Source organism: Pradoshia sp. (assembly GCF_051873915.1).
Taxonomy (GTDB): Bacteria; Bacillota; Bacilli; order Bacillales; family Pradoshiaceae; genus Pradoshia.
Window position 1 is genome coordinate 1 of record NZ_JBJEFJ010000093.1, and the last position, 11,563, is coordinate 11,563.

Annotated in this window: 14 protein-coding genes; 13 read left to right on the forward strand and 1 reads right to left on the reverse strand. The window is 47.2% G+C overall.

Annotated elements, in window-relative coordinates; translation table 11 throughout:
• Positions 1-107 precede the first annotated feature (107 nt).
• Positions 108-740, reverse strand: a complete 633-nt coding sequence (locus ACI35L_RS08685; RefSeq protein ID WP_049669409.1) for a YigZ family protein — start codon at positions 738-740, stop codon at positions 108-110.
• Between the two features lie 299 nt (positions 741-1,039).
• Here ACI35L_RS08685 and ACI35L_RS08690 point away from each other — a divergent pair, with 299 nt between their 5' ends.
• The 13 genes from ACI35L_RS08690 (at position 1,040) to csrA (ending at position 11,316) form a co-directional block, all read left to right on the forward strand.
• Positions 1,040-2,194, forward strand: a complete 1,155-nt coding sequence (locus ACI35L_RS08690) for a sensor histidine kinase (protein ID WP_082196976.1) — start codon at positions 1,040-1,042, stop codon at positions 2,192-2,194.
• Positions 2,195-2,305: 111 nt separating this feature from the next.
• Positions 2,306-2,989, forward strand: a complete 684-nt coding sequence (locus ACI35L_RS08695; protein ID WP_049669410.1) for a response regulator — start codon at positions 2,306-2,308, stop codon at positions 2,987-2,989.
• Between the two features lie 97 nt (positions 2,990-3,086).
• Positions 3,087-3,605: a GNAT family N-acetyltransferase gene (locus ACI35L_RS08700; protein ID WP_049669411.1), complete on the forward strand. Its 519-nt coding sequence runs from the start codon at positions 3,087-3,089 to the stop codon at positions 3,603-3,605.
• Between the two features lie 103 nt (positions 3,606-3,708).
• Positions 3,709-4,551, forward strand: a complete 843-nt coding sequence (locus ACI35L_RS08705) for a DegV family protein (RefSeq protein ID WP_049669412.1) — start codon at positions 3,709-3,711, stop codon at positions 4,549-4,551.
• Positions 4,552-4,633: 82 nt separating this feature from the next.
• Entirely contained in the window at positions 4,634-5,986 is a 1,353-nt protein-coding gene (locus ACI35L_RS08710; protein WP_439802685.1) for a DEAD/DEAH box helicase, read from the forward strand.
• The gene (locus tag ACI35L_RS08715; RefSeq protein WP_439802689.1) at positions 5,986-6,675 is read left to right on the forward strand and encodes a ComF family protein; all 690 of its coding nucleotides are present in this window, start codon (positions 5,986-5,988) and stop codon (positions 6,673-6,675) included. The genes ACI35L_RS08710 and ACI35L_RS08715 overlap by 1 nt, the downstream gene beginning before the upstream one ends.
• Before the next feature lie 63 nt (positions 6,676-6,738).
• Positions 6,739-7,110 (forward strand): TIGR03826 family flagellar region protein, encoded by a 372-nt coding sequence (locus ACI35L_RS08720; RefSeq protein WP_439802686.1) that lies wholly within the window; start codon positions 6,739-6,741, stop codon positions 7,108-7,110.
• A 145-nt stretch (positions 7,111-7,255) separates the two neighbouring features.
• Positions 7,256-7,519 (forward strand): flagellar biosynthesis anti-sigma factor FlgM, encoded by a 264-nt coding sequence (gene flgM / locus ACI35L_RS08725; protein WP_197089889.1) that lies wholly within the window; start codon positions 7,256-7,258, stop codon positions 7,517-7,519.
• Positions 7,520-7,609: 90 nt separating this feature from the next.
• Positions 7,610-8,086: a flagellar protein FlgN gene (locus tag ACI35L_RS08730; RefSeq protein ID WP_049669417.1), complete on the forward strand. Its 477-nt coding sequence runs from the start codon at positions 7,610-7,612 to the stop codon at positions 8,084-8,086.
• 22 nt (positions 8,087-8,108) lie between these two features.
• Complete coding sequence (gene flgK, locus ACI35L_RS08735) at positions 8,109-9,671, forward strand: flagellar hook-associated protein FlgK (RefSeq protein ID WP_439802687.1); 1,563 nt, start codon at positions 8,109-8,111, stop codon at positions 9,669-9,671.
• A gap of 11 nt (positions 9,672-9,682) precedes the next feature.
• A complete protein-coding gene (flgL, locus tag ACI35L_RS08740; RefSeq protein WP_439802688.1) occupies positions 9,683-10,561 on the forward strand; it encodes a flagellar hook-associated protein FlgL in 879 nt (292 codons plus the stop codon).
• 87 nt (positions 10,562-10,648) lie between these two features.
• Positions 10,649-11,098 (forward strand): flagellar assembly protein FliW, encoded by a 450-nt coding sequence (gene fliW, locus ACI35L_RS08745; protein WP_049669420.1) that lies wholly within the window; start codon positions 10,649-10,651, stop codon positions 11,096-11,098.
• Positions 11,092-11,316, forward strand: a complete 225-nt coding sequence (gene csrA / locus ACI35L_RS08750) for a carbon storage regulator CsrA (RefSeq protein WP_049669421.1) — start codon at positions 11,092-11,094, stop codon at positions 11,314-11,316. Before fliW ends, csrA begins: the two co-directional genes overlap by 7 nt.
• Positions 11,317-11,563 lie beyond the last annotated feature (247 nt).

The following is an 11,563-nucleotide window of genomic DNA, read 5'->3' on the forward strand; positions in this document are numbered from 1 at the left end:
GGGAGGGCAGAATCCCTTGATTTGTGCTATCGGTGGCCTTTCCATAGAAAGACAAATAAAAAGGCATCCAGATACGCTGCGTATCTGAATGCCTTATCTCTGTATCCTCATAGGTCGTGTTCCAGGTAGAGCTGTTCGCCTTCTTCGATGGAGGCTTGGCCGTTTGAGAGGTCGGTCATCCAGCTGGTGAAGGCTTGTTTGTCGTCTTCTTCGACATAGGATTCGATCATGACCTTGTCGAGATAATGAATTTCCTTGATGGCGTAGTGAGAGTTGCGGTGCTCATTCTCGATTTTGCCGAGCAAGGTGTAGTCGAAGGTTGATTTCATGATGGTCATGAGTCTTCGTTCAACGATGCCGGTCTCGTCTATTCCGTGGGAGGCTGAGCCGCCGTATGCACGGATAAGGCCGCCGGCACCTAGCTTGATGCCGCCGAAGTAGCGGGTGACGACAACAGCGGTGTCCTTCAGACCCTTTTTCTTGATGACTTCGAGAATGGGAACACCGGCTGTTCCGCTTGGTTCACCGTCATCATTGGCCTTTTGGATGAGGTCCTGCTCGCCGATCATGTAGGCAGAGCAATTATGGGTGGCATCCCAGTGTTTTTTCTTAATGGTTTGGATGAAGTTGAGGGCTTCCTCCTCTGATTCGACACGGTTCACATAGGTGATGAAGCGTGATTTTTGAATGGTTTGTTCGGCTTCTCCGTATCCTTTAACGGTTTTATATGATTTCAGCATGAGAACTGCCGCCTTTCTCTTTGTATCAAGTCTAGTATACTTTTTATTTCGCATTTATTGTAGGTATGAATACAGGATGTAGTGCCTATATGACTAAAACTGGCAAAATAAGTGTTATAATTTGACTATGATGTTAATTTTCCCTTACGGTAATACAGATAATATATCCTAATTATCAAACTTGTACCCGCAAAAAATGGAAAACATCTAACGAATGATATAAATGCTTGTTCTTTCGTTCGATATAAAAAGAGGGTCTTTTGGTTTAGCGCATGAGAGATGGATAGGAGGTATTTCATGTGAGGGTACCTAAAATAGACAGCAAAGCACTAGACCGTATTCTGGATAATATGATAGAGACGGTTAATTATAGCAAATCAGAAATCTATGAGATTGGCGAACAGTGCCAGCATGATTATGATCAAATTATATCAGAGCTTGAGACAGTGAAGGCGATGGTGTCAAAGGTTATAACCGATGGTGATGAACTCGAACGAAAGGCTCGCGAGTCAAGGAAGCGGCTGAGCTTTGTTTCTTCCCGATTTAAGGAGTTTACGGAGGAACAGGTCCGGAATGCCTATGAGAAGGCACATATGCTCCAGGTGGATTTGACGATGAATAGGGAGCTTGAGAAACAGCTGCGCAAGCGCCGCGATGATTTGGAGAGGCGTCTGACCGGATTACAGGAAACAATCGATCGGGCCGATAATCTCGTGTCACAGATTACGGTCGTGCTGCAATACTTAAACAGTGATTTACGTGAAATGTCTGATGTATTGGATATGTTTAAACAAAAGCAGGACTTCGGATTCAAGATTATCGAAGCGCAGGAAGCGGAGAGGAAGAAGCTTTCGCGTGATATTCATGATGGACCTGCACAAATGCTCGCAAATGTCATGGTTCGTTCCGATTTAACTGAGCGAATATTCAGAGAAAGAGGACCAGAAGAAGCACTCCTTGAAATCCGCTCCTTGAAGCAGATGGTAAGAAGCGCTCTCTCAGAAGTGCGCCGCATTATTTATGATCTTCGCCCAATGGCACTAGATGATCTAGGGCTCATTCCGACGTTGCGAAAATATTTGCAGACAATCGGAGAGTATAATCCGCAGATTGAATTTAAGTTTCAGGTGTATGGGCAGGAGAAACGGCTTGAGCCAAATTATGAGGTGGCCTTGTTTCGATTGGCCCAGGAGGCTGTTCAAAATGCGATTAAGCATGCGGAAGCGTCCGTTATTATTGTGAAATTAGAGCTTTTGAATGATAAAGGAACACTGACCGTACGTGACAACGGAAAAGGCTTTGTTCCGCAGAAGCATACAGAGGGTTCATTCGGCATTATGGGTATGAATGAGCGTGTCGACACACTTGAGGGAGAATTGACAATCCAGTCAAGTGTTGGCGGAGGAACATTGGTTTATATACAAATTCCGCTAAAGTCATCATCTAAAGTGTAAATAAATGAGGAAAATAGTTATCTAGTTATATTTTTGGCAAATGTTTGTAGTTTTAGGAAAATCAAGAATATAATAGTGATAGACAAATGTACGAGAAATGGAGGAGACATAATGACAACAACAATCGCAATCGTAGATGACCATCAGCTTTTTCGTGAAGGTGTAAAGCGTATTCTTGATTTTGAATCGTCTTTTAAAGTCGTAGCCGAAGGAGATGATGGACCAGATGCACTCTCCATTGTAGATACATATCATCCAGATGTCGTCATCATGGACATCAATATGCCGACAATGAACGGGGTTGAAGCAACAGCACAGCTGCTTGAAAGACATCCTGATTCACGCGTAATCATCCTATCGATTCATGATGATGAGAACTATGTGACCCATGCGCTCAAAACGGGTGCCCTTGGATATTTACTTAAAGAGATGGATGCAGATGCATTGATTGAAGCGGTTAAGGTGGTCGCATCGGGCGGCTCTTACTTGCATCCGAAGGTTACGCATAATCTTGTAAGAGATTACCGGAGATTGGCGACAGATGAGGCAGCTGGCGGAGAGAATATCTTAAACCTGGAGATTCGTCGTCCATTGCACTTGCTGACGCGCCGTGAATGCGAAGTCCTGCAATTACTTGCAGATGGAAAGAGCAACCGCGGGATTGGGGAGACGCTCTTCATTAGCGAGAAGACAGTCAAGAACCATGTCAGCAATATTCTACAAAAAATGAATGTGAATGACCGTACTCAAGCCGTCGTCTATGCAATCAAAAATGGCTGGGTCGAGGTCCGATAATATGAACGTCTGTCCTTTGGGCAGGCGTTTTTTCCTATACAAATAAGTCGTTTTTTGGTACATTCCCTAATAAAGAATCGAAAAGGCGGGGATGAAGATGGAACCAAAAAGATACATCAGGGATGCTCATATCGAGGACTTGCCAAGGATTGTCGAAATCTATAATTCGACAATTGCAGGCCGGATGGTAACAGCTGACCTTGAACCGGTTTCAGTAGAGAGCCGTACAGGCTGGTTTCATGATCATCAGCCAAATCAGCGTCCACTCTGGGTAATGACCGAGGATGAAGTCATCATTGGCTGGCTTAGCTTTCAGGATTTCTATGGACGGGCTGCCTATCAGGCGACGGCAGAGGTGAGTATTTATATGGACCCCGCCTACCGCAAGCGCGGAATCGGAGCGGCGTTTCTTGAGGAGGCAATCCGCCGGGCGCCGGATTATGGAATCCGCACACTGCTTGGGTTTATTTTTGGCCATAATGAGCCAAGTATTCGCCTTTTCAAACGGTACGGATTTGATACATGGGCCCATATGCCGCGTGTGGCTGAACTTGACGGGGTGGAGCGTGATTTGGTTATATTAGGGAAACGCTTGGGAGAGATACCTAAGAGTTAAATTTTTGTCATTTTGAACAATCTAATGCAAATGGAGTGATTATCATATAAAATGGAGAATATAAATAAGGTAAATACCAAAAATAAGGAAGGTTTACTATAATATGAGGACTGCAGTAGTAACGGATAGTACAGCGTATATTCCAGAAGACTTACGTGATCGCTTTGATATACATATCGTACCTCTAAATGTTGTGTTCGGTGAAGAAGCCTATCGAGAAGAAATCGAGCTGACGGCTTCTGACTTTTATGAAATGGTTCGCCGCTACGGCCAACTTCCCACTACCTCCCAACCCCCAATCGGTCAATTCGTTGAGTTGTTTGAGCAACTTTCCAAAGATTACGATGCCGTAATCAGCATCCATTTATCAAGCGGAATCAGCGGCACTTACCAAGGGGCTATCACGGCCGGTAATATGGTGGATGGAATTGAGGTACATGCCTTTGATTCTGAAATCAGCTGTATGGTACAAGGCTTCTATGTTATTGAGGCAGCCAAGATGGCGCAGGAAGGGAAAGACCCTAAGGAGATCATGGCACGTCTTGAAGAGCTTCGTTCGGAATCGGATGCCTACTTCATCGTCGATGATTTGCAGAATTTGCAGCGCGGCGGCCGTCTGAACGGGGCATCTGCTTTGATTGGCAGCCTCTTGCAGGTGAAACCGATTCTTCATTTTGAGGAGAAGGTAATCGTGCCATATGAGAAGATTCGCACGAAGAAGAAAGCCTTGAAGCGCGTTATTGAAATTTTTGACCAAGATTATCAAAAAGGCATACCTCTCCAAGCAGCTATCATTCATGGCAATTCGGAGCAGGAAGCGATTGAATTGAAGCAAGAGCTAGAGCAATTATATCCTAATGCTGAATTTGTCATCAGTTATTTCGGTGCGGTGATTGGCACCCATTTAGGTGAAGGGGCCATGGGACTCGGCTGGACAATTCGCTAATCAAACAGATAACACCAAGGGACCGGCTGATCCGATTATTCAGCCGGTCTTTTTATTCTAACGAAAAAGGAGGCCAAATCAATTGGTCCAATCCCCCTTACAATCCCTCCTCTCCGGAAGAGAGCTTCTCCTTCAAGAAATCCCCTCTGAGTATCACGATTCACTCTATGAAGCAGCTATTTATACGACAAAAGGTATTGAGAACGGTCAATGCCGGCGCTGCGGCAATGATGATGAGCGGCTGCTTGCGCGTTTTCCCCATCAGGTGTGTGGAACCGAGTGTCTGTATTGCCGGAAATGTATCATGATGGGACGAGTCTCTGCCTGCAGCCTGCTCTATGGATGGGGCGGCAAGCCGATTGAATGGAATGCTGCATCGGCAAGGCTGAAATGGAATGGCACACTATCTTCCTCACAAGCTGAGGCATCAAAGGCAATCGTTCAGGCTGTTCAAAATAGGTCTGAGCTGCTTGTCTGGGCAGTCTGCGGTGCCGGCAAGACGGAGATGGTCTTCGCCGGGATAGAAGAAGCGCTTAAAGACGGGAAGCGGGTGTGTATTGCAGCACCCCGCACTGATGTCATTCTAGAGCTTGAACCGCGGCTGAAGGCGGTATTCCCCAATATGCCTGTCATCGCCCTCCATGGTCAAAGCACGGAAAAGCATGCCTTTGCCCCATTGGTTCTCTCCACTGTCCACCAGCTCCTCCGCTATCAGGATGCCTTTGATGTCATGATTATTGATGAGGTCGATGCCTTCCCATTCTCCTTCGACCGCAGTCTGCAATTTGCCGCTGAAAAGGCGGGGAAAAGAAATAGTACCCGCATCTATTTAACCGCCACCCCATCCTTGGTCTTCCAGCAATCATATAAGAAGGGGATGCTGCCAGGAGTCGTCCTGCCTGCGCGTTTCCACCGGAAACCGATCCCCGTGCCAGAGCTTCGCTGGGGTGGTAATTGGCAAAGAAGCCTCCGCAAAGGACGGATTCCAGCCCCCTTATCCAGCTGGCTGACTGCCATTATCCAAAAGGATGAACCATTTCTGATTTTCTTTCCTCATATTGCCCTCATGGAACAAGCCCTTCCCTTAATCAAACGGATGATTCCCTCGATTGATTCTGTCCATGCCGAAGACCCGGAACGCCGCGAGAAGGTGTTAAAGCTCCGAAGCGGAGAGCTTCAGGGTTTATTGACGACAACGATTCTAGAGCGAGGCGTCACCATTCCGCGACTGAATGTCGCTGTAATAGGTGCGGAGAATGAGATCTTCACAGAGGCGGCTCTTGTTCAAATAGCAGGCAGGGTCGGACGTTCACGCGAGTATCCAAGTGGTGAGGTCGTCTTCTATCATTATGGGAAAACAGAGGAGATGCTTGCTTCCATTCAGCAGATCATTCGCATGAATGAGGAAGCGGGAAGAAGGGGGCTGCTTGATTGATGTTCTTTCAAAAAGAGCTTTGTTTATACTGCCACACCCCATTTGAGGAACAAACAGGCTGGTCAGGACTGCTGTTTCTGACTGAGGTCGATTTGCTTTGTGAGAGCTGTAAAGTCCAGCTGGAGCCGCTGAAAGGACCACGCTGTACCGTATGCAGCCGGCCCATGGCAGAGAAAGGAAAGTGTGACGATTGTATTCGGTGGGAGGCGATACCGGGAATCGGAGTAGCTCTTGAGGCGAATGTTTCACTCTATCAATACAATGCCTTCATGAAGGAGTATATCGCACGGTTCAAATATCGGGGGGATTATGAACTGGCCTGTCTATTTGCACGTCAGCTGAAGAAGACCATTCCGAAAGCTGATTTGATGATTCCTGTCCCGTTAAGCACAGAAAGGTTGGCCGAGCGCGGATTCAATCAGGCAAGGGCTCTCGGAGAATGTGCCGGCTTTATGCTAGTGGAGGGGCTGGTCAGATTACACAGTGAAAAGCAGGCAAAGAAAACGCGGAGGGAGCGAATAGAGAGACAGCAGGTCTTTACCCTCCATCCGAATGCTCCTGATTATGAGGGGAAGACGGTTCTCCTGCTTGATGATATTTATACGACCGGCACGACCCTGCGGCAGGCTGCGCTTATCTTAAAAGAAGCTGGAGCCGTCAATGTGAAATCAATAACCATCGCACGTTAGCTTCAATTTTTCTCCCCAAATCCGATATTAGGGAATAGAAACGAGCGGAGGGGAGAGAGGAAGATGGCAGAGCTTGCGAATTGTCCGGTATGCCAGAACTTATTTTTGAAAAATCATTTGAGTAATAGTTGCGAAAGCTGTTACAAGAAGGAAGAACAGCGCTTTCAGCAGGTACAGCAATTCTTGAAGAAACGGGAGAACGAGCTGGCGACGAATGAGGATGTTGCGGCGGAAACCGGTGTGGAGCTGAAGGAGCTCCATCAATTCATGAAAAATGGACGCCTGCGGATTATGGCTTACCCGAACCTCGGCTATCCATGTGAACGATGTGAGGAGCTTATCCGGAAAGACCGCTTATGCACGGGCTGCATAGTTGAGCTTGAGGCAGATTTGAAGCTGCATGAATGGGACCAAAGGCTCTTGAAAGAGCGCTGATTTTCCTTGGTTGGCAATGGTTTTTCCCTATGCGATAATTTATCAGGCAGAAGGTGAAAAAAAGTTTTGCTTTGCCGATAATAAACAGGAGTTGGCAAACGAATCTATCATTAGACCCCAAAATGATAGGGAAGTGAGGGAAACAATGATGAAGATTAATCAAATTAGCCACTATGGAATTCAGGCGTACCAAAAAAGCGTCAACAGAGCAGGAACAGATATGAAAACGGCACAAACGGATAAGGTGGAAATCTCCAAGCAGGCGATGGAGCTGCAAAACAGCCCCACTGTCGCGAGTGACCGCCAAGCGAAAATAGATGAGATTAAGAATCAGATTGACAATGGAACCTACCGTGTGAATACGAAGGCAACAGCAGAAGGCCTGCTGAACTTTTATACAGGAAAATAAGCAAGAGGGGATCGCCAGTATGAGGCTGATACTGGCTTTTCTTTTTACCCCTCATCCCTGCTGAAGACTGGAAATGAGGAGAAGAAAGAGATGACGGTGCAGCAGATTATCGACAAATTGGATGAATTGACAAGGGTGCATATGGATTTGCTCAAGCTGTCAAAGGAGCAAACAGAGGTGGTTAAGCAATCGGACATAAAATCTTTCGCTGCCATCATTGCAAAGGAAAGAAAGCTCATTCAGCTGGTAGAGAGAATTGAGGCGAAGCGGGCTGAACTGGTTCGAGCGTACCTTGGCGGAAAGGAAGGGACGCTGGCCGATTGTCTGAAGAAGGCAACCATACAGGAAGCTGAGCTTCTAGCTGAAGGAGGAAGCCATTTGATGGAGATTGTCGCAGAGCTGAAGGCACAAAATGAGCTGAATCGCCAGCTGGTCCAGCAATCGCTACAATTCGTGAACATGAACATGGATCTCTTCTTGCCGGAAGAGGATACCTATACATATGAACGGCCGGAGCAGACTCGGGAGTCGAGAGCGGGCCGGTCACTATTTGATTCAAGAGCATGAGTAAAGAAATGAGGGAGCCATTATGACATCTACATTCCATGGGCTGGAAACGGCCAAGCGCGGTCTTGTCGCCCAGCAAACGGCTTTGTCTGTTGTCGGACATAATATTGCGAATGCGAATACGCTCGGCTACAGCCGTCAGCGTGTGAATCAGGCTGCAGATACCGCCTATCCAAGCCCCGGATTGAACCACGGGCAAATGCCCGGTCAACTCGGGAGCGGCGTAAAGGCAGAGTCCATTCAGCGTATTCGCGAGAACTACTTAGATGTGCAGTACCGCAATGAAAGCTCCAAGCTTGGCTATTATGGCACAGCGTCTGATGTGATGGGAAAGCTTGAGGATGTCATGAATGAGCTGGATGATACAGGCCTCGCCAATTCCATTGATACCTTCTGGCAATCGTTGCAGGACCTTGCCGTGAATTCTGTTGACTCAGGCGCGAAGACGGTCGTGCGCGAGCGTGGGGTAGCCTTGGCAGGAACCTTCCAATACTTGAGCGAATCTTTGCAGAGGGTGCGGAGCGATTTGGAGAATGAGCTGCAGGTGACAGTGAGAGATGTGAATAGCCTTCTTGAAGGGATTGACAATCTCAATCAGCAAATCGCCGTCGTTGAGCCGAATGGCTATTTACCGAATGATCTATATGATGCCCGCGATAACCTCATTGATGAACTGTCAGAGATTTTCTCGATCAAGGTGGAATATGTCAGCAATGGCGGTCTATCCAGTGCCCAGGCTGCAGGGACAGCTGTTATCCATTTCCTGAACGGAACGGACCAGACAGTCACACTTGTTGACAAGGATGGTTTCAATACCATCTCCCTCACGCAAAACGGAGAGGACTCAGCTGTTGATACGGTAACAATCGGCGATACAAAGCTTGCGGCAAGTGATTTTGCCTCAAAGGGCAAGCTCCTCGCCATGATGGAGGGCTATGGCTTTGTCGATACAGATGGCAATGTGAAGGGCGAAGTGACGGATATGCTCCAGGAGCTCGACCATATGGCCTTTATCTTTGCGACCGAATTCAATAAAGTACATAAAGCGGGCTTAAGTGTGAATGAACTCGCCCACGGGGATACGGAAACCATTTTCTTCGCCGATGAGGATGGAAGCTCAGAGCCTAGAGCCATCAAAGGCTTCGCAGGACGTATCCAGATTGCTGACCCGATTATGGAGAGCATTGATAATATTGCAACGGCGACAACAGAGAACCCAATCAATGGGGACGCAGCGAATGTCCTCCGTCTCGCTAATGTCATATATGCCGAATTCAATTATAAGGATGCGGGCGAGAATAACGCACAGGCAGCGGAGAAGTCCAGCCTGACCGGTTATTTGCAAAAGGTCATCGGTGAGATGGGGGTTAAGGCTCAAGCATCGGATCGTCTCTCCGGCAATAGCGAAATCTTGCTGCAATCGGTCAGCGACAAGCGCTCATCCGTGAGCGGGGTATCGCTTGATGAGGAGATGACGAATCTCATCCAATTCCAGCAGGCGTATAACGCCTCTGCACGGATGATCACGCTCCTTGACGAATGTTTAGATCGAATCATTAATGGCCTAGGAATAGGCGGCAGGTAGGTGAATAGAAGATGAGAGTCACACAAAGCATGATTGCGTCCAATTCATTACGCAACATCCATACTAGTTACGGGAAAATGGCGACCATGCTCGAACAAATGTCGAGCGGCAAGAAAATCGCCAAGCCATCCGATGACCCAGTCATCGCCCAAAAAGGTATGTACTATCGCTCCAACCTGAATGAAGTGACACAGTATAAACGGAACCTTTCTGAAGTGTACTTATGGATGGATAATGCAGAGGCGGGGATGGAGCAGGCAAACAGCAATCTCCAGCGTATCCGCGAGCTTGTCGTACAGGCAGCAAATGATACGAACACTGATGTGGACCGTGAGGCGATTGCAAAGGAAATCAACCAGTTGAAGGCTGATTTAGTCTCAGTCGCGAATACTCAAGTAGCAGGACGATATATTTTTAACGGAACAAATGTAACAGAAGCACCTGTCGCAATGGATGATGCGGGCCATGTAACGGTGAACGCAGCTGATTCTGCGTATTTAGTGGAAGTATCACGAGGCTCGCAGCTGAAGGCAAATGCCAATTTGAATGCGCTTCTTGGCCAGGGCATGTTCGATACAATCAGTCAGATCTCTGCTGAAATGACAGCCGATGACCCGGATCTTGATTCCTTGCTGGCGGATTTAGACGGACATATCTCCAGCTTTTCGGCGGAGCGCTCAGACCTAGGTGCCCGATACAACCGACTTGAGCTTCTGCAATCAAGAATCAATTATCAAGAGGAGCTGGCCACAAAGGCGATGAGTGATAACGAGGATATTGATTTGGAGAAAATCATCACTGACTACACCAACCAAAAGGCCGTTCATGAAGCAGCCTTAACGGTCGGGGCGAATCTGATTCAGCGCTCACTCGTCGATTTCTTAAGATGATAAAAAGCTTGGTCCCCTTTTGGGCCAAGCTTTATTTTGGCTATTCGTGTAAAATTTACCTAATGATAGATAGAGAGGGGAAGGCATATGAAAATAGCAACCAAATATCATGGCATGCAGGAGCTGGCTGAATCTGAAGTTCTTTTATTTGAAGAGGGACTGCCAGGCTTTGGCGGGGAGAAGAAATGGGTCATCCTGCCGCTGACAGAGGAAAATACCTTCTATGTACTTCAGTCTGCTGAAACAGCGAATCTAGCTTTCATTCTCACAAGCCCATTCCTGACTCACCCAGACTATGAATTCAAGCTTGAGGAGGAGAGTGTACAGGCAATCGGGGCAACACAGGAGAATATCACCGTCTTCTCCATCGTCTCCGTGAAAGAGCCGTTCAAGGAATCCACACTCAATCTGCAGGCACCCATCGTCATTGACCTGAAAAGCCGCCGCGGGAAGCAGGTCATCCTGAATGATACAAATTATGAAATCCGCACCCCTCTATTCGCCAAAGTCGAAAGCAGGGGGAATGACGCATGCTGATCCTATCACGTAAAAAGGATGAATCCATCCTCATCGGCTCTGACATCGAAGTCACCGTCATCGCCGTTCAAGGAGACCAAGTCAAACTCGGCATCAAAGCACCAAAGAAAGTGGATGTGTACCGGAAAGAATTATTCGAAGAAATCCAAAACGAAAACGTCGAAGCTGCCGAAATCACCATCAATATGAGCGAACTTCTAAAGAATACAAAATTATAGGTGTAAAGTCCTATCAAATACCGTCAATCCTCCCCGATAAAAAAGATGTATCAGGAAAGAAGAGTCGGCCGATTTTCTTTCCTCATACCAATCAGGTTCACAAGGACGTGAACCGTTAAAATCAGGGAGGATTTTTACTTATGATTATCAACCACAATATCGCTTCACTTAACACACACCGCCAAATGTCCGCGGCAAACGTAGCACAAGGCAAATCCATGGAGAAACTATCTTCTGGTCTACGTAT

What these genes read in the sequence shown, in the direction of transcription:
- csrA (WP_049669421.1), top strand. Translation starts at nt 11,092, where the DNA reads ATGCTGATCCTATCACGTAAAAAGGATGAATCCATCCTCATCGGCTCT.
- ACI35L_RS08695 (WP_049669410.1), top strand. Translation starts at nt 2,306, where the DNA reads ATGACAACAACAATCGCAATCGTAGATGACCATCAGCTTTTTCGTGAA.
- ACI35L_RS08730 (WP_049669417.1), top strand. Translation starts at nt 7,610, where the DNA reads ATGACGGTGCAGCAGATTATCGACAAATTGGATGAATTGACAAGGGTG.
- flgK (WP_439802687.1), top strand. Translation starts at nt 8,109, where the DNA reads ATGACATCTACATTCCATGGGCTGGAAACGGCCAAGCGCGGTCTTGTC.
- ACI35L_RS08720 (WP_439802686.1), top strand. Translation starts at nt 6,739, where the DNA reads ATGGCAGAGCTTGCGAATTGTCCGGTATGCCAGAACTTATTTTTGAAA.
- flgM (WP_197089889.1), top strand. Translation starts at nt 7,256, where the DNA reads ATGATGAAGATTAATCAAATTAGCCACTATGGAATTCAGGCGTACCAA.
- ACI35L_RS08705 (WP_049669412.1), top strand. Translation starts at nt 3,709, where the DNA reads ATGAGGACTGCAGTAGTAACGGATAGTACAGCGTATATTCCAGAAGAC.
- ACI35L_RS08715 (WP_439802689.1), top strand. Translation starts at nt 5,986, where the DNA reads ATGTTCTTTCAAAAAGAGCTTTGTTTATACTGCCACACCCCATTTGAG.
- ACI35L_RS08700 (WP_049669411.1), top strand. Translation starts at nt 3,087, where the DNA reads ATGGAACCAAAAAGATACATCAGGGATGCTCATATCGAGGACTTGCCA.
- ACI35L_RS08685 (WP_049669409.1), bottom strand. Translation starts at nt 740, where the DNA reads ATGCTGAAATCATATAAAACCGTTAAAGGATACGGAGAAGCCGAACAA.
- fliW (WP_049669420.1), top strand. Translation starts at nt 10,649, where the DNA reads ATGAAAATAGCAACCAAATATCATGGCATGCAGGAGCTGGCTGAATCT.
- flgL (WP_439802688.1), top strand. Translation starts at nt 9,683, where the DNA reads ATGAGAGTCACACAAAGCATGATTGCGTCCAATTCATTACGCAACATC.